Genomic DNA, 18,236 nt, shown 5'->3' with positions numbered 1-18,236 from the left:
CTCCATCAACACAATGCGTTGCAGGGCTCGTTACGCCGCCCTTCTCGCCGGGGTGAGTATTGCGGCCCTTGTCCTGTCCAGCCCGCATGCGGCAGCTCGTCCTCTGGGCGGTTCGGCGCCGACCCCATCTGCGGCGGCAATCGCCGCAGCACAATCGGCGGCACAGGACGCAGCACAAGCGGCGCAGGCCGCCGGCGTTTCGCTGAACCGCGCGGCGCTGGCGATCCAGGCGCAGCAGGCCGTTCAGCAGGCGGCGCGAGACGCGGCAAGGGCGGCGCTGCAGGCGATGCCGGATAGCGTGCCGAACGGTCTGCGGCCGGGCGGTTTGCGGATTGGGGCTGGCGTCGTCGGCCCCGACGGCAGCGTAAACCGGAACCTCTGGAGAGGCGCTGACCTTCCGACCGAGTTTACCAATGGCGATCGCGTCAACGTCGACATCAAGCAACGCGAGCAAAGGGCGATCCTGAGCTGGGATAGCTTCAACGTGGGCGGTCAGACGGATCTGCGCTTCGACCAGCAGGGCAACCGCGACTGGGTTGCGCTGAACCGCGTCCTCAGTGCGGACGCGCGGCCGAGCCAGATCCTCGGCAGCATCAAGGCCGACGGCTCCGTCTATGTCATCAACCAGAACGGAATCATCTTCGGTGGCGGCTCGCAGGTGAATGTCGGCGCGCTGATCGCCTCGACCGCCAACATCACCGACACTCAGTTTCTGAACAGCGGCATCTATTCGACGAAGCCGACGGACAGCAGCCCCTATCAGCCGAGCTTCACTAATGCCGGTGGCTTGATCAAGGTGGAAGCAGGGGCGCAGATCAATACCAGAGCGCCGCAAAAGGCGGAGCAGGGCGGCGGTTTTGTGCTCTTCCTGGGCACGGAGGTCGACAATGCGGGATCGATCTCGACGCCGAAGGGGCAAACGCAGTTTGCTGCCGGCGACAACTTCATCCTCAGGCCTGGTTACGGCACCGATGCGAACCAGTCTTCGACCACGAACGGCAATGAGATCGTGCCGCTCCTCAATTCGTCGAGCGCCAGCGGGCTGGTGAGGAACTCCGGGGTCGTTTTCAGCCAGCAGGGCGATATCACGCTTGCGGGGCACACCATCGAGCAGAATGGCCTCCTGATGTCAACCACCTCGGTCGACACGCGCGGTACGATCCATCTTCTGAACTCGGTGTCAGATACGAAAGGCAGCGTTACCCTCGGTGCTGGTAGCGTGACGACAATCCTGCCGGAGCTGACAAGCGATGCCACCGCGCTGAACGGCAAGCGTGATGCCCTGATCGCGGCCTCGGGTGACCTCAAGCACCGTCCGATCGCGAACGCCCAGTTCGACAACCTCTCTACCATGGATGACCGGCTCGACCAGTCGCGCGTGGAAATCGTCACCGGCGGCAGTGCTGTGTTCAAGGGCGGTTCGATCACCCAAGCGCAAGGCGGGCAGATCGTGGTGGAGGCGCCAAAGGCGCGCATCTTCGTCGAAAGCAACGCCGTGCTCGATGTGTCCGGCACACGCGGCGTCCTGCTGCCGATGTCCGCCAACAACATCGAGGTCAACATCCAGGGCACTGAGCTGCGCGACTCGCCGGTGAACCGCGAAGGCAGCAGCCTGAAGAACGCCAATGTCTGGATCGATCTGCGCGATCTCGTTCTGGTACCGGGCGGGACCGGTGGCTACGACAGCGACCGCTACTACACGCCAGGCGGGTTGTTGGAGGTTTCCGGATATCTCGGCAACACCGCGCACAAGATCGGCGAGTGGACCGCCGTCGGCGGCACCATCACGCTCTCCGCCAAGGAGGTCGTCGCGCAACAGCACGCGATCTTCGACATCTCCGGCGGCTCGGTCACGTACGAAGGCGGCTATATCACGACCACGAATTTCCTCGGCGCCGACGGCCGCACGTACAACATCAACAATGCGCGCGGAGATATGCAGTTCTTGGGTCTGGGTGAGGGCTTCATCCGCGATCACGAGCATTGGAACGTTAAGGAGGTATGGGCCAGCCCGTTCGGAAAGGGCCGCACGAGCCGCCGCTGGGAGGACGGCTACACGGTTGGCCGCGATGCCGGCAATCTGAGATTGTCGACGCCGACCTCGATCTTCGAAGGCGACATCCTCGCCGGTGTGGTCACGGGCGAGCGGCAAACCGGCAAGCGACCGTCCGGAGCGAGTGACGGCTACAAGCTCGGCCAGAACGTGGTCGCGCAGGCCGGTTCGCTCGAACTTGGAAAATATACGCCGGCGGAAGGTCGCGACGCCTACGTCACCAAGGTGATCCTCGGCCAGATCTTGCCGAGCGCGAACATGGTCAAGCCTGGCGATAGCCTGCCGTCAGATCGCGCCAACACCGCCTGGTTCGATGCTGCGCATTTGAATGCGCAGGGATTGGGCGGCCTGGAGATCAGGACGCGCGATAGCATCACCGTCGATGCGCCGCTCACGTTGGCGGACGGCGGCGCGCTGTCCTTCATCGCGCCGGTCATCGACTTCAAGGCCGATGTCACCGCGCATGGGGGCAGCATCAGCACGGGCAACGTGCTGCAGCGGACGAATACGGCGCTGACACTGGATGGCCTCGCCGCCGTCACCTTGCGTGCGGGCGTCACGCTCGATGTCAGCGGACAGTGGAGCAACGGTTTCCTGAATCGAACAACGTTGCGGCTCGCGTCTATCGATGGCGGATCTGTCTCGCTGCAATCGTCGCAAAGCGTCATCATGGGATCCGGCAGCGTGATCGACGTGTCGTCGGGCGCTGCGATCCTCACCGACGGCAAAACCAAGGGAGGCAAGGGCGGCAATGTCACCGTCCTGGCCAATGCCAATGCAAATTCGACCACCATGGGCGTGGGCAAGTTGGTGCTCGATGGCGAGTTCCACGGCTATGGGGTGGAAGGCGGCGGCAAGCTTAGCGTCGGGGGAGCAGCCGTGCTCATTGCCAACAGTGATGCCGCGCTTGAAGCCGGGCAGATTCTCCTGAAGCCCGACTTTTTCAAGAAGGGCTTCTCGCAGTACGAAATCAAGGGAACCATCACCAACAGCGGCGGTGTGACGGTCGCAGACGGCACCGTGCTTGATGTGGAGATGCCGGTCTACCGCTTCACCGACGCGGCTTACGCCACGTCCACCGGCGCCGATCCCGCTGCTGCGCTGGAAATCTGGACGCCGCCGCTTTATCTCGAAAACATCAGGACAGCGAGCTTCGCCCAGCGCAAAGGGGCAAGCCTCGCATTTTCCGATGTGGGGTACGTATCCGTCGGGACGGGTTCGCTCATCGAGGTCGATCCCGGCCAGTCCATTGCCATTTCGGCGCTCGGGCAGGTCACGATTGATGGACGGCTCAATGCCTGGGGTGGTGCAATCAGCCTCAATAGCGGCGTAAGCGAAAACGTGGGCATTGTTTTTGTGCCGGGGCGCTCGATCTGGATCGGCGATAACGCGGTGCCCGACGTCGCCGCGCGCGCGGTCACCGGGGTTGATGGTCGCGGCCGCCCGTTTGCGCAAGTTCCGAATGGCGGCTCGATCAAGATCGGCATCGAGACGCTAACGCCGAACCGCGATGGCGAGCTGGACACGATCAGCGGAGCCCTGGTGATCATACGTCCGGGCGCGGTCCTCGATGCCTCGGGCGCCAGTGCGACAATCGATCTAGCGTCGGGCGGCAATCCGCTATTGCGCTCCGATGTCAGGACATTGCCCAGCAGCGGCGGCTCGATCATGCTGGCCTCGACCACGGGCCTTATGCTCGATGGCAAGACGCGCGCCGCATCAGGTGGTGCGGGGGCCACCGGTGGCAGCCTCGACGTGATCCTCGAAACAACGAGTTATTTGAAGACAGATATTCAAGCGATCAAGCAGCCACGCATTTTCACCGTGACGCAGGCGCGGCAGCACGCGGGGTTGTCGGCCGATGTCAAGCCAGGCGAACAGGATGCGTCGCTTGGCTACGCACGCGCGCGGCTGAGCGTCGAGCAGGTCGAAGCCGGAGGCTTCGACAATCTCTCGCTCTGGAGTTCCGACGTCATACAGTTCGAGGGCGATGTCTCGCTGCAGATGGGCCAGAGGCTCGCCTTGCAGCGCGGCGTCATCGCTGTGGCGGATACGACGCCGGAGGCGCGCATCTCTCTTGCGGCGCCCGTGGTGTCCATGGGTTTGGGCGTCGGCTCCGCGCCCAGTTCAGGAAGTGACGCGAGGGCAGGAATTATCAATCCCCGTCTTTTCGCTCTCGCGCCAACGCAGAGATATGCCGGCCGGCTGACGGTGGAAGCAGACCTGATCGATATCGGCGCCGTCCAGTTTGGCGCATCCGGCACTTATGACTTCGCGATCGATTCCAGCGGTCCATTACCTGTGATGGTGTCGGCCTCGCTCGACGTCGCAGGTTTTGCGGACGTTCATCTCTTCAGCCGTGGCGATGTCCGTTTCCGCGGCGGCTCATTCACCAGCGCGGGTAATCTGACTTTCACGGCGGCGCAGCTCTATCCCGTCACCGGCGCGACCGCGATGATCATGGCAGGTGCTGTCTGGGACGGATCTTATGCCAGATCGCGGCCAGACAGCGTTCTCGCCATCCGCAGCAACGGCACGTCTGCGCAGATGCCATCGTCCGTGTTTGGCAAGCTTCAACTTGTTGGCGGCGTCATCGACCAGGGCGGCGTTCTTCGCGCACCACTCGGCACCATCCAAATGGGTGACCCGTATAGAGGTAGCGGCCGCGTGATCCTGCGGGACGGCAGCATCACCTCGGTCAGCGCGGCGGGCCTTGTCATTCCCTACGGCGGCACCGTGGATGGTGTCAAATACATCTATAATGGCGCTGAATTGACGCTCCCCGACCTGATGACTCTCAACGCCATGGGCCGGATCGAGATCACATCGGACAAGTTTGAGGCTGCGCCCGGTGCGGTGCTTGATCTTACCGGTGGTGGCGAACTGGCCGGGGCGGGCTTCATGGCTGGCCGCGGCGGCTCGGTCGATATCCTCAAGACGCCGCTCTTGAGTGCCAATCCCGCCTTCAGTTTCAGCGCGGCGGGCAACAAGGTCTATGCCATCATACCCGGTTACGCCTCGGGTTATGCGCCCATCGTCCAGGAAAAGGGAGCAGGCGATCCGGCCATCGGCCAGCAGATCACCATTCCGTCGGGCATTCCCGGACTTCCGGCCGGCACTTACACTTTGCTGCCTTCAACCTATGCGCTCATGCCCGGCGCCTATCGCATCGAGATCGGCGGCGGTCTGACGCGCGACAACGGCGCGGCCCCGCTTGGGAATGGCTCCTATGTTGCAAGCGCCCATCTCGGCGTCGCGAATACGGCGATCCGCTCCGTCCTGCCGAACCAGGTCATAGTCACGCCCCGAAAAGACGGTGCGCACGCATTCCCAGTACAATGCGGCGAGCTACAGCACCTTCGCACTGGAGACCGCGGCCCGCTTCGGCACCACGCGGGCGCGCCTGCCCATCGATGGCAAGCAACTCGTGCTCTCCTTCGAGGAGGCCGGCGATGTGCTCGACTTCAAGGGCACCGCCCGGTTCGCGCCGGGCGAAGGCGGCTATGCCGGCACCCTGCTGGTCCAGAGCATCAAGCCACTGGAAATCAAGGCATCTGGCGCCGCGGCCACTGCGGGCATGGCGGCGCTCGATGCGGAGGACCTTTCGCGCTTCAACGCCGGAACTCTCCTCGTCGGAGCGGAGTATTGGGCGAACCGGGGCTTTATCACTCTTCAACAAAACAGTTTCGGCAGCAGCGATGCGATCACGGTGCGGTCTGGCGCCGTGCTTGAGGCGGGCCAGATCCTCCTGGCTGGCAATGCGGTCTCGGTCGAAGACGGAGCTGTCCTCGACACGACCCGCAGCGCCTTTGTGGTGCCCGACTCGACACTTGGTTACGTCTTTGCGAACGGCAACTCTCCAGACAACGTGCCATTCGGTTCTGTGCTTGTGGTCGCGAACGGATGGTTCAATCTGTTGCCGGCGGTGGTTCCGAGGAACGCGCGGCCGAGCACATTGACGGTGGCAGACGGTGCCATCCTGCGCACGCGCGGGACCATCGGATTTATCGCCTCCGATCGACTCTCGCTTGGACAAGCGCAGCTCAACACACGCTATCTCGCATTGAGTCTGCCGGCCGTTAACGTGGGAACGGAAGCTTCGCTTGCCGCCGCAGAAGCGGCGGGTGTGCTCGGTACCGGCTGGAATCTGACGCAGACAACGTTGGACCGCCTGCTCAATCCTGCCACGACGAACCTTGCGGCGCTCGAGCGGCTGTCGATATCGGTGCGTGATGCGATCAAGTTCTATGGCGATGTCGCACTCGATGCGCGCAGTCGGGCCGGCGATTCCGTGGAGACCATGGTCGTACTCAATACGCCGGCGATCTACGGTTGGGGCGATAGTACATCCGCCATCCTCGCCGCCGACACGCTGATCTGGAACGGTGTCGCAAGCGGCGATGGGTCAGTGCAGGATCCTTTTGCCAGCCTGAAGCCGCCGGCCGTACAGCCGAACGGCGCCGGCACCGGATCCGGCCGGCTTACCTTCCAGGCGCGCGAAATCCACTTCGGCTATGATCCGCTGGCGCGCAGCCAGAGCAGCGCCGAGCTTGAGCGGCTGGCGCTCGGCTTCTCGAGCGTGGACCTCGTCGCCAGCGAGAAGATTACCGCCAATAATCGCGGCAGCGTGTCGGTCTATCACACCGGCACGGATGCGGCGTCCTATAGCGGCGGCAACCTCATTATTTCGACACCGCTCTTCACCGCCGACAGCGGCGCCATGATCGACATCCGCGCCGGCGGCTCGATCACGGTCAATGCCGGGGGCAAGACCATCGATCCGTCGGCGCGCAGCGATCTCGGCGGCGAGATACGCCTGCAGGGTACTGCCATCGCGCTCGACACGACGGTCGCTGTGCCGAGCGGGCGCCTGGTCATGGCAGCGCAGGACGACATCGTGCTCGGCAACGGCGCGCTCATCGATCTCGCCGGCCGCGCGATCTCCTTTTACGAGGTGACGAAATACAGTTGGGGCGGGATCCTGGAGATCGAAAGCCGCGCTGGCAGCATCATCCAGGCTGCGGGCTCTGTCATCGATGTGTCGGCCAGCAACAACGACGCGGGGGCGATCAAGGCGTCTGCAGTCGGCGGCACGGCAACATTCGGCGGCACATTGCGCGGCGGGAGCAGCGGCGGCTCGAGCGCGGGCAGCTTCTCGCTTGCTGCGAACACCATCGCCGATTTTGCAAGCCTCAATACCAAGCTCAACGCGAGCAGCTTCTTGGGCACACGCAGCTTCACTGCCAAGAGCGGTGATCTTGTCATCGGCGACGAGGTGAAGGCGCGCATCGTCGATATTTCGGCCGATGGCGGCAGCCTGATCGTGAACGGCAGGATCGATGCGAGCGGCAACAAGGTCGGCACCATCCGCCTTTCTGCACGCGATAATCTCACGCTGACATCGAATGCCGTTCTCGACGCGCATGGCAGCGTGCTGCAAACCGACAGCTACGGCGCGGCGATCGAAGCCTCCAATCGCGGCTCGATCGAGCTGACAGCAAAGAACGGCGCCGTCACGCTGGCGGGTGGCTCGATGATCGACATGCGTTCGGCCGATGGCGTGTCTCGCGGCAGGCTCGAGATCAACGCGCCGCGTGTGGGCGGGGACGGTATCGCGATCAACGCGGCAAGCCATATCAACATTCTCGGCGCAGCGAGCATCGCTGTGAATGGTTTTCGCAACTACACGCCCTTGGATGGCATCATCAATCAGGCGTTTCTCGATGGCATCCATGCTGACAACGCGGCGTTCATCGACGCGGCAAGCGTGAATGGCGCGTTGCAGGCGCAGCTTGCCGGGCTGAAAGGCTATGGTTCCGCGTTCCATCTGCGTCCTGGCGTCGAGATCACAAGTGAAGGCGATCTTGTGACGAGTGGCGATCTCGATCTCTCGGACTATCGCTACGGCGCCGCGGCGGACGCCAACATTCCCGGTTCAGGTGAGCCCGGCGTCCTCGTCGTGCGGGCTGGCGGCAATTTTACGGTCAACGGCAGCATCAATGACGGCTTCGCGCCGCCGCCGCCCACGCCAGACGATTACAACTGGGCAGACGGCCGTGAGGGACGAATGTGGGCCGTATCGGAGATGCTTGCGCCAGGGTCCCTGTCCTGGTCCATGCGTTTCGTTTCGGGGGCCGATCTCGCCGCGAGCGACACACGGGCGGTCAAGCCTATCCGTTCGCTCGGCCAGGGCGGCGACCTTGTCCTCGATGATCGGCATAGTGCCGGGGATTGGATCCTGGAAGCGATGAGCGTGGTGCGTACCGGCGCCGGCTATCTCGATCTCATCGCCGGCGGCGATTACCGGCATGCCTCTCTCTTTGGTGTCTACACCGCCGGCACGGCTCTACCTGAAACTCAAAACCATACTGGCCTATGGCTCACCGCAGGGGGCGGCGACGTGCGCGTTGAGGCCGGCGGCACCATGGCCGGCTACAACTATATGTCCGACCTGAACACGAACCAGAGTCGCATCAATGAATGGCTGCGCTGGCAAGATGGCGCGTGGGGCATCAATTTCGGCGCCTACGTTCCGGATTCCTGGGGGCTGAATCAACTCGTGGGCTTTTCCGGCATCGGCGCGCTGGGTGGCGGCAATGTGAACGTGATCGCAGGCGGCGACGCCGGCGTCATGACGCCGCAGATTTTGGAAATTAGCCCGATCAACACGCTGTTCGAAACCAGGGCCTCCGCCTTGGTGGTCGCGATCGGCGGCGGCGGCTACCTCGATGCCAATGGTGTGCTGAGACAAACGGGCGGCGGCGATCTCGTGATGAATATCGGCGGCCGCCTAAATACGGCGCCGCTCTACTATGCGAACAACCCGGGCGGAGGCACGCTCGTCAATGTCCGGGGCGACGTGTCGGTCACCGCCTCCGCTATCGGTCTCGTGAGCGAAATGAGCTACGGCATTCCGCTGGGCTATACCGATCCGCGGCCGATCGACCCCATGCGTCCCTATAACTACTACGCCGATAGCGGTCTGTACCTGGCGCTGGGCGACAGTCGCGCCACGATCAATACGCGCGGCGACCTCGTCATCCTGTACGCCACCGATCCAGGCCTACCTGATCCGGCTGCTTCTCGTGGTCTTCTGCCGTCCACTGGTGGACCTGGCTTCTCGCTGTGGAGCAACCGCACCGCCGTGGACCTGTTCTCGGCGGGAGGATCGGTCGCGCCCATCACATCCTACGACTCAAGGGGCCCGCAGGACTACTACAGCTATTACACCGGGCGCCCGTATCCACCGGCTCTCGGCGTCGTGGCCGCCGGTGGTGATGTGCTGGTGTTTGGCCAGGCAAATCTGACGCCTTTGCCGAACGCGCGGCTTGATCTGTTGGCGCGCGATTCGATCTTTTACGGCTACAATCCCAGCTACCCAGAGGGCAATTATCTCTCCATCTTGGGAGACGGCGCGGATCAAAATCCGATGCGTTTCTATGCGGTGCACGGGGATATCACCAATTTCCACGTCGGATATATTCAACCGCCTACATTCGAAGTGCCGGCGACCCTCTACGTCGGCGGGCCGGTGTGGATGCGTGCCGGGCGAGACATCATCGCTGCCGGTGGGGTCGACGATCCCAATAGCGATTGGCGTGACGAGGCCGGGGGCGGCGGGCTGATCATCCACAGCCGTGACGATGATATCTCGGTCATCCAGGCCGGCCGCGACATCATCTACGCGAATTTGCAGGTGTCAGGTCCTGGTGTGCTCGCGCTCACCGCGGGCCGCCACATCTATCAGGCGGATCAAGGCAGGTTGCAAAGCATCGCCCCTGCCGTGGCTGGTGATAAGCGGCCCGGCGCCTCGATCGTGCTGCAGGCGGGCGTGGGTAGCAGCGGGCCGGATTATGCCACGCTGACACGCTATCTCGATCCGGCCAATCTTGCGATATCGGGCACGCCGCTCGCCGAGCAGCCGGGCAAGGTGGCCAAGACCTATGAGGATGAACTTGTTGCGTGGTTGAAAGAGCAGCGCGGCTTTACCGGCAAGGATGAGGACGCGCTGAGCTATTTCCAGACCTTGCCGCGCGATTTGCAGACGGTGTTCCTGCGCACGGTCTTCTATAACGAACTGCGCCAGGGCGGCATCGAATACAACGATACGGAAAGTCCGCGTCATGGCAGCTATCTGCGCGGTCGCCAGTCGATCGCGACGCTTTTCCCGGACAGGGATGCGAACGGCAACCCGATCCGCTATCAGGGTGATATCACGCTGTTCGGCGGCTCGGGCGTCACGACCCAATTCGGCGGCGACATCCAGTTGCTTGCACCGGGCGGCAAAGTGGTGTTGGGCGTGGAAGGCGAGGTTCCCCCGAGCACGGCGGGGCTGGTCACGCAAGGCAAGGGCAATATCGAAATCTACAGCAAGGGCTCGATCCTGCTTGGTCTCTCGCGCATCATGACCACCTTGGGCGGCGACATTCTCGGCTGGTCGGCGGAGGGCGACATCAACGCCGGCAACGGCTCGAAGACGACCGTGATCTACACGCCGACGCGACGCCGCTATGATCCCTATGGCCATGTGCTGTTGAGTCCGACTGTGCCCTCGACCGGCGCAGGCATTGCCGCCATCGCCTCGGTGCCGGACATTCCGCCCGCCCGTGTCGACCTGATCGCGCCGCTGGGCACGATCGACGTGGGCGAAGCCGGCATCCGTTCCTCCGGACAGGTCAACGTGGCCGCTTTGCAGATCGTCAACGCGGCGAATATCCAGGCGCAGGGCGGTATCACCGGCGTGCCGACGGTCCAGGCGCCGAATATTGGCGGCTTGACGCAAGCCTCGAACCTCGCCGGTGCGGCCCAACAGACCACCATGCCGGCTCAGAACTCTGCTTCCGGTCAACCGTCGGTCATCATTGTCGAGTTTCTCGGCTTTGGTGGCGGGTCGGGTGAGGACGAGCGTCCGGCCGAGCCAAGAAACAACAACCGGCAAAGTCGCCTGAACTATGATTCCGACAGCACAGTCCGCGTCCTCGGCAACGGCCCTATCAGCGCGGAGCAGACGAGCCTTCTGACAGACGATGAGAAAAAACTCGTCGCCGAAGGTGAGCAACGGCGGAGGCGGGATCCGGCAAACTGAGGAAACACGCAAGGCGAGCCGCGCGCAGAGAATTGCAGTCCCGCGAGCGCATCTCGTGCTTCAGCGCGTGGATCATCCCTGCGAAGGAGATAGCGATCGCGTCAAAGCAAGCCTAGAGTCGGATCCTAAGGGAGAGACTCAATTTTCTTCTCGATCGCGAGAGCGGTCTCTAGCAAAATCTCGGCGACCTCTTGCTCTCGGCGCGGTCCGAATCTGGTGCGAACGGCTGATACGGTGATCGCCGCGGCCGGCCGGCGATCGGGGGTCTTGATCCAGGTGGACAGCGATTTCGTTCCCTGCACCAGACCGGCCTCGCGCAGATTATAGCCTCTGCGCTTGGCCAAGGCGATTTGTGAAAGCACCGTCGCCACGCTGGTGCGATAACCGGCAAACCGCACTTCATTGGCAGTCACGATCTTGCGTGCGTCGGGCGTCGGCATCGCGGCAAGAATCGCAACACCTGCACTGCTCACGCCGAGCGGACGTCTGGCGCCGACTTCGATCGACAGCACCTGGATCGGATAGGAGCCGATCCTGCGATGGACGCACAGCGTATCATTGCCGGTACGTACCGTCAGGAACAACGTGTCGCCGACCCGCTGCGAGGTTCGCGCCAGGATATCGTCCGCCGCGGCAAGCAGCGGCGAACGTGAGGGGCGCGCCAGCGCCAATTCCGGCACCTGTCCGCCGATCGCATAGCGGCCGGTCTTCTCGTGCCGTTCGACGATGCCTTCCTCGATCAGCACGTGAACGATCCGGTGCACCGTCGGCCGCGTCAGCCCGGTCGCCTGCACCACTTCGGTAAGCGGTACTCCGGTCTCCCTGCCAGCGGCGAGGATGCGCAAGACCATCAACGCGCGCCGGATCGCCTGGGCACCTTGCCTCGGTTCCGTGGTCACGGTTTGCTGTCCATAATGTGGACAGAATTGGCGCAAAGCCGTCGACAAGTAAAGCCCGCTCGCCGAATGATCTCGCATCTCATCGAGGCGTCGCCCAGACGACCCCGATCGGACACTCAACAAGAACAGGGTGGAGACCTCATCCGCCGCGGCTTTGGGAGGATGTCACATGAGGTTTCTCGCGGTTGCGGTCGCGGCCATCGCGGTGATGGTCATTGGACCGGTCGCAGCCCAGACATGGCCGGAGCGCAATGTCCGCTTGATCGTGCCATATCCCGCCGGCGGCAATGTCGACAGCGCTGCCCGCATCGTGGCTGACAAGCTGCAGCAACGGCTCGGGCAGGCCTTCATCGTGGAGAACAAGTCCGGCGCCGGTGGCCTGATCGCGGGCGAGGCGTTCGCGAAATCGGCGAAGGATGGCTACACGCTGTTCATCGGCGCCAACGGCCCGGTGCTGTTCGCTCCCGAGATCAATAAGCGCGACGCCTATGTCTGGAAACGGGATTTCCTCCCGATCACGACCATCTCGATGACGCCCTTGGTGCTTGAGGTTCATCCATCCGTTCAGGCAAAGACGTTGAAGGAGTTTCTTGACCTGGCGCGCCGCGAGCCGGGCAAACTCACGATGGCCTCGCCGGGGGCGGGGACGACCAATCATTTGCTCAGCGAACTGGCGCAATCGGAACTCGGCCTGCAATGGGTCACAGTGCATTACCGCGGCAATGCGCCGGCGACCAATGATCTCATCGGTGGGCAGGTGCAGTTCGCGTTCGACCAGGTTTCCGTCGCGCTGCCCTTCGTCAAGAGCGGCGCGGTTCGTGTGCTTGCAGTCACCAGCGGACATCGCTTGGCCTCGATGCCCGACGTGCCGACCTTCGCCGAGCTCGGCTACAAGGATTTCGACGCGCAGACCTTCACCGGCCTGTTCGCGCCGGCCGGTACGCCGGACGCGATCGTAACGAAGCTGCACGACACCATGGCGGAGATCCTGAAGGATCCCGCGGTCGTCGCGAAATTCGACAAGCTCGGCGCCGAGGCCGTCACAATGTCGCCTGCGGAGTTCACGGCCTATCTGACGCGCGAAGACGCCAAATGGATTCCCATCGTCCGCAAGGCGAACATCCGGGCCGATTGAGGCCGGTGCGCAGGCCAGTCAAGCTTCGAGGCAGCATGCAGATTGACCCCTCAGAACTCGGCGCCGAGCGCATCTATCGGCTGATGACCGGGATCGTCGTGCCACGGCCGATCGCCTGGGTGACCAGCATGTCGCGCAAGGGTGTGCTCAATCTCGCCCCCTTCAGCGCCTTCACCTTTGTCTCGCAGAAACCGCCGATGCTCGCCATCAGCGTTGGCCGCAAGGCCGGCGTCTACAAGGACACCGCGCATAATATTCTAGATACCGAAGAATACGTCATCCACATCGCCGACACGCCGCTGATGACGGCACTGCACGAGAGCTCGGTCGAGCATCCGCCCGAGGTGAGCGAGGTCGAACTGCTCAAGCTTGAGACCGTGCCGAGCGAACGCATCAAGGTGCCGCGGCTCGCCGCGCCGCCGGTTGCCATGGAATGCCGGTTTCGCCAATGTCTCGAATTCGGTGAGGCCCGCAGCCGGCTGATCGTCGGCGAGGTTCTGATGTTCCACCTCCGGGATGGTCTCGTGAACAACGGCAAGGTCGAAACCGAGGCGCTCGATCCGATTGCGCGCATCGCAGGCCCGCGTTATGCCCGGCTCGGAGAGATCGCCACCTTGCGCGCCGTGTTCCAGGCGCCGAAGTCGACCGATTGAGATCGCAATATCAGCAAGACAGACATGACCGAACAGTCCTCGCTTTCCGCAATCGGCACCTATACGACCGGCGAACGCGCCGCGATCATCTTCTCCTGCATGCTCGGCTTCGCGCTCGATCTCTACGACGTGCTCATCATGCCGTTCCTGATGAGCTCGATACAGTCGTCGCTCGGCATTTCGCTGGGCCAGGTCGCGAGCGTGACGAGTCTGACCTTGATCGGGTCAGTGATCGGCGGCGCACTATTCGGCTGGCTCGGCGATCGCATCGGCCGCAAGCAGGCGCTGCAGCTCACGCTCGGCGTGTTCGCCGCCGGATCGATCGCATCGGCGTTCGCCTGGGATTATTGGAGCCTGGCATTGCTCCGCTTCATCACCGGCGTCGGGCTCGGCGGCGAATGGGGTGCCGGCATGGTGCTGTTCAATGAGGCCTGGAACAAGGACCGCCGCGGTATCGGCAGCGCCTTCATCCAGGGCAGTGCGGTGGTCGCGAGCGCCGGCGCCTCGATCGTCGGGGTTTGGGCCACCACGTCGTTCAGCGTGGAATGGGGATGGCGCATTGCGCTTCTGACCGGCGGCTCGCCGATCCTGCTGATGATCTTCATCCGCTTCTTCATGCCGGAATCCAAGGCGTGGCTGCAGTTCGATCGTACGCGCAAAAGCGGCCTGGTCGAGAGCAAGGTCAAGACCACCAACACGATGCTTCTGATGTTCCAGGGCCGGTTGCTGCCGATCTCGCTGATGTGCCTGGCGTGGATGATGGCCTACATGTTCTGCTATTACGGCGTCGTCGTCTTCATGCCGACCCTGATGCAGAAGTCGCTCGCGGCGCCGCCCGAAGTCGTGCGCAACATCTCGGTGATCGCCTCCATCGTCGGCGGCTGCTCGTACATCAGCATGGGCCTGCTCAACGACGCCTTCGGCCGGCGGTTCGGCGCGCTGTTGCCGGGCCTCGCGTGGGGCGCGATGGCCTGCGGCCTCTATATCTTCGCGTATGACAGGTTCGCCGGCAGCCTGTTTGGCTTCCCAATGTTCTGGGTCTACATCGCCTTCGTGATCGGTAACTCGGCGCTCGGCGTGGTCGGCACCTGGCTGTCGGAAATCTATCCGATCGAGGTGCGTTCGACCGCGGTATCCTTCATCTACATGGCGGGGCGCGGCGTCGGCAGCTTGGCACCTGTGGTCGTTCCGCTGACGGCCGGCTGGTTCGGCGGCCAGCTTGCGCTCGGCATGATGGTCGTCGTGCCCGCCATCATCATCTTCCTGGCGATGACCCTATCCTTGCCCGAGACGCGCGGGCGCGAACTGGCTGCGGCCGCCGGCGCCCAGCGTAGCGGCCAGACAGCGTGAAACTCTCGTCGAAGGAAAGCGTGCGATGCGACTGTTGAGCTATCTCGTGAATGGCGAGCCACATTATGGTGTCGCTGATGACGATGGGGTCGTCGATCTGACGGTGCGGATCGGCGCTGAATTTCCCGATCTGAAATCACTGATCGCGCGCGACGGCCTTGCGTCGGCCCGGCGTGCTTCGGCCGGCCAGCGTCCCGATCATGCGCTGGACGAATTGACGCTGCTGCCGCCGGTACCGGCACCGGAAAAGCTCTGGTGCATCGGCGTGAACTACAAGGACCGCAACGCCGAATACAAGGACAACTCGGACCTACCGAAATATCCGAGCCTGTTCGTGCGCAATCCATCGTCGGTGGTGGGATCGGGGCAGGGGATCGAGAAGCCGAAAGTCTCCGACCAGCTCGACTATGAGGGCGAGCTCGTCATCGTGATCGGCAAGCAGGGAAGGCACATCGCGCGCGAAGACGCCTTCTCGCATATCTTCGGCATGACGCTGTGCAACGAGGGCAGTGTGCGAGACTGGCTGCATCACGGCAAGTTCAACGTCACGCAGGGCAAGAATTTCGATCGCTCCGGCAGCATCGGCCCCTGGATCGTGACGTCGGATGAATGCGATCCGCGGGGACCACACGACATCATCACCCGCGTCAATGGCGAGGTCAGACAGCAGGACAGCACCGAGCGGCTGATGTTCCCGTTCGATTTCCTGATCTCCTATCTCTCCACATTCGCGACCCTGAAGCCCGGTGACATGATCGCGACCGGCACACCGACGGGCGCCGGCGCCCGGTTCGATCCGCCGCGCTGGCTCAAACCCGGCGATGTGGTCGAGGTGGAGTCGTCGCGGATCGGCGTGCTGCGCAACTCGGTGGTTATGGAGCAATAGCGCCATGCTAGATCCTTCAATCATCCGGCGCCTCGCAGAGCGGCTTGACGAGGCCGAACGGACCAAGACGCTCACTACCATGTTCACGCGCCAGCATCCCGATCTCACGATCGAGGATGCCTATGCGATCCAGCGCGCCTGGACGCGTCTGCAGCTCGATCGCGGACGCGTCATCAAGGGCCACAAGATCGGCCTGACCTCAAAAGCGATGCAGAACGCAGTCGGCATCGCCGAGCCCGATTATGGCGTGCTGTTCGCCGACATGTTCTATCCGGATGCGAGCGCGATTCCGTTCGATCGCTTCCATGCGCCGCGGATCGAGGTCGAGCTTGCCTTCGTGTTGAAGGCGCCGTTGCGTGGCCCGGACTGCTCCATTTTCGACGTGCTCAACGCCACCGATTACGTGACGCCAGCGCTCGAGATCCTCGAGACCCGCATGCATCGCGTCGATCCCGAGACCGGCCAGACCCGTAAGGTCATGGACACGATTTCGGACAATGCGGCCAATGCCGCGCTCGTGCTCGGCGGCCGTCCGTTCCGGCCGCTCGAAGCGGATCTGCGCTGGATCGGCGCGTTGCTGTTCCGCAATGGTCAGGTCGAGGAGACCGGGCTTGCCGCAGGCGTGCTCAACCATCCGGCCAACGGCATCGCCTGGCTCGCCAATCGCCTGGCGCCACATGACGAGCAACTGGGCGCCGGCGAGGTCGTGCTCGCCGGATCGTTCACGCGACCGGTCGATATCAGCCACGGTGATACCTTCCATGCCGATTACGGATTGTTCGGCTCGGTGTCCTGCCAATTTGTCTAAACCAAACCAGCAGAGGGAAAGCGATGACTGGTCAAGCACGGCGCAGAAGCGTCCACATCGGCGGATTCAAACATGCCAATCCGATCCCGAACGCTTCTCGCATCGGCAATCTCGTGATGTCCGGCGTTATCCTCGGCCGCGATCCCGCGACCGGAGCGATGCCGGAGAGCCTGGAAGCGCAATGCGCCAACATGTTCGCGCATATGAAGGCGACCATCGAGGCGGCTGGTGGCAACACCGACGACATCATCAAGATGACGGTCTGGCTCAAGGACCGTTCGCAGCGCGGGCCTGTCAATGCCGAGTGGCTGAAGATGTTTCCCGACGAACACTCACGCCCGGCGCGTCATGCGCTCCCGATGGACATGGAAGGCGGCGCGCTGGTGCAGTGCGATTTCACCGCCGTGATTGACTAAGGAGTTTGCCGTGCCGACCTACTTGCCCTTCGATCCGAATCCGCGCCGGCCTTCGAAGCTGCCGCCGCCAAAGACTGTCGACAGCCAGTTTCACGTGCTTGGACCGCTGGAGAAATATCCGGTACGTCCGGGCGCGGCCTATCAGATGCCGACCGCAACCTGGGAGGCGGCGCTGCGGATGCACAAGGCGCTCGGGATCGAGCGCGGCGTGATCGTGCAGACCACGACCTATGGCGCGGACCACACGGTCGTGCTCGACGGTCTGGCGGCAATGGGCCCGAACTATCGCGGCTGCGCCAACGCGCTGGTGTTTGCCGAAGCTGATGATGCCTACCTCGCCAAGCTGCATGAGGCAGGAGTCCGCGGCGCGCGCTTCAGTTTTCGGCAGGAACTAGGGGCTGTGCTGTCGGACAAGGATTTTGCGCGGGCGATCGCGCGCATCCGCGAGCTCGGCTGGTACGTCAAGATTCAGCCGGAGAAGGACGGCATCATCTCCAGCGTTGAGAAGTACCAATCCCTCAACGTGCCGTTGTTGATCGATCACATGGCGCGTCCCGACCCGACCCGCGGCAAGAACGATCCGAATCTGCAGAAGATGCTTGAGCTGCTGTCGAAGGGCAATTTCTGGGTCATGCTGTCGCTTGGGGAAAAGACCTCAAAGGCCGGTCCCCCCTGGGAAGACGTCATCCCCATCGCGCGCACCTATATCGAAGCGGCGCCGGACCGCTGCGTCTGGGCCACCGACTGGCCGCATCCGGTTTCGGTCGTGCAGCCGCCCAACGACGCCGATCTTCTCGAACTCGTGTACAAGTATGCGCCTGACGAAGCGACCTTGGAGAAGATACTTGTTCACAATCCGGCAAGACTATTCGGATTCTAGGCCGTGTGGACTCTTGGGATTCTCAAATCAGATTGAACGTGATTCAAGGCTTTCTTTTAGGAGGAAGCCTT

General features: G+C 63.1%; 10 protein-coding genes. 9 read left to right on the top strand and 1 reads right to left on the bottom strand.

The window, feature by feature from the left end; genetic code table 11:
* Positions 1-52 precede the first annotated feature (52 nt).
* On the top strand, positions 53-5,785 hold the full coding sequence (locus AAFX91_RS19155) for a filamentous hemagglutinin N-terminal domain-containing protein (protein ID WP_394567445.1): 5,733 nt from the start codon (positions 53-55) through the stop codon (positions 5,783-5,785).
* A 568-nt stretch (positions 5,786-6,353) separates the two neighbouring features.
* On the top strand, positions 6,354-11,138 hold the full coding sequence (locus tag AAFX91_RS19150) for a filamentous haemagglutinin family protein (protein ID WP_394567452.1): 4,785 nt from the start codon (positions 6,354-6,356) through the stop codon (positions 11,136-11,138).
* A gap of 125 nt (positions 11,139-11,263) precedes the next feature.
* Here AAFX91_RS19150 and AAFX91_RS19145 read toward each other — a convergent pair whose 3' ends face one another.
* The gene (locus AAFX91_RS19145) at positions 11,264-12,037 is read right to left on the bottom strand and encodes an IclR family transcriptional regulator (protein WP_394567444.1); all 774 of its coding nucleotides are present in this window, start codon (positions 12,035-12,037) and stop codon (positions 11,264-11,266) included.
* Between the two features lie 169 nt (positions 12,038-12,206).
* On the opposite strand from AAFX91_RS19145, the gene AAFX91_RS19140 reads away from it, so the two are divergent.
* Genes AAFX91_RS19140 through AAFX91_RS19110 form a run of 7 tightly spaced genes read left to right on the top strand, consistent with a single transcriptional unit; the run spans position 12,207 to position 18,165 of the window.
* The gene (locus tag AAFX91_RS19140) at positions 12,207-13,172 is read left to right on the top strand and encodes a Bug family tripartite tricarboxylate transporter substrate binding protein (protein ID WP_394567442.1); all 966 of its coding nucleotides are present in this window, start codon (positions 12,207-12,209) and stop codon (positions 13,170-13,172) included.
* Positions 13,173-13,207: 35 nt separating this feature from the next.
* Positions 13,208-13,825, top strand: a complete 618-nt coding sequence (locus AAFX91_RS19135) for a flavin reductase family protein (protein ID WP_394567441.1) — start codon at positions 13,208-13,210, stop codon at positions 13,823-13,825.
* Positions 13,826-13,849: 24 nt separating this feature from the next.
* On the top strand, positions 13,850-15,175 hold the full coding sequence (locus AAFX91_RS19130) for an MFS transporter (RefSeq protein WP_394567440.1): 1,326 nt from the start codon (positions 13,850-13,852) through the stop codon (positions 15,173-15,175).
* 25 nt (positions 15,176-15,200) lie between these two features.
* Positions 15,201-16,061, top strand: a complete 861-nt coding sequence (locus tag AAFX91_RS19125; protein ID WP_394567439.1) for a fumarylacetoacetate hydrolase family protein — start codon at positions 15,201-15,203, stop codon at positions 16,059-16,061.
* A 4-nt stretch (positions 16,062-16,065) separates the two neighbouring features.
* Positions 16,066-16,869 (top strand): 2-oxo-hept-4-ene-1,7-dioate hydratase, encoded by an 804-nt coding sequence (gene hpaH / locus AAFX91_RS19120; protein ID WP_394567438.1) that lies wholly within the window; start codon positions 16,066-16,068, stop codon positions 16,867-16,869.
* A 23-nt stretch (positions 16,870-16,892) separates the two neighbouring features.
* Positions 16,893-17,285, top strand: a complete 393-nt coding sequence (locus AAFX91_RS19115; RefSeq protein ID WP_394567437.1) for a RidA family protein — start codon at positions 16,893-16,895, stop codon at positions 17,283-17,285.
* Between the two features lie 10 nt (positions 17,286-17,295).
* The gene (locus tag AAFX91_RS19110; RefSeq protein ID WP_394567436.1) at positions 17,296-18,165 is read left to right on the top strand and encodes an amidohydrolase family protein; all 870 of its coding nucleotides are present in this window, start codon (positions 17,296-17,298) and stop codon (positions 18,163-18,165) included.
* The last annotated feature ends 71 nt before the right edge of the window (positions 18,166-18,236 follow it).

Origin of the sequence: Bradyrhizobium sp. 31Argb (assembly GCF_043638955.1) — a bacterium.
In the GTDB taxonomy this organism is placed as follows: Bacteria; Pseudomonadota; Alphaproteobacteria; order Rhizobiales; family Xanthobacteraceae; genus Bradyrhizobium.
This window is presented reverse-complemented; position numbering and strand designations above follow the sequence as displayed.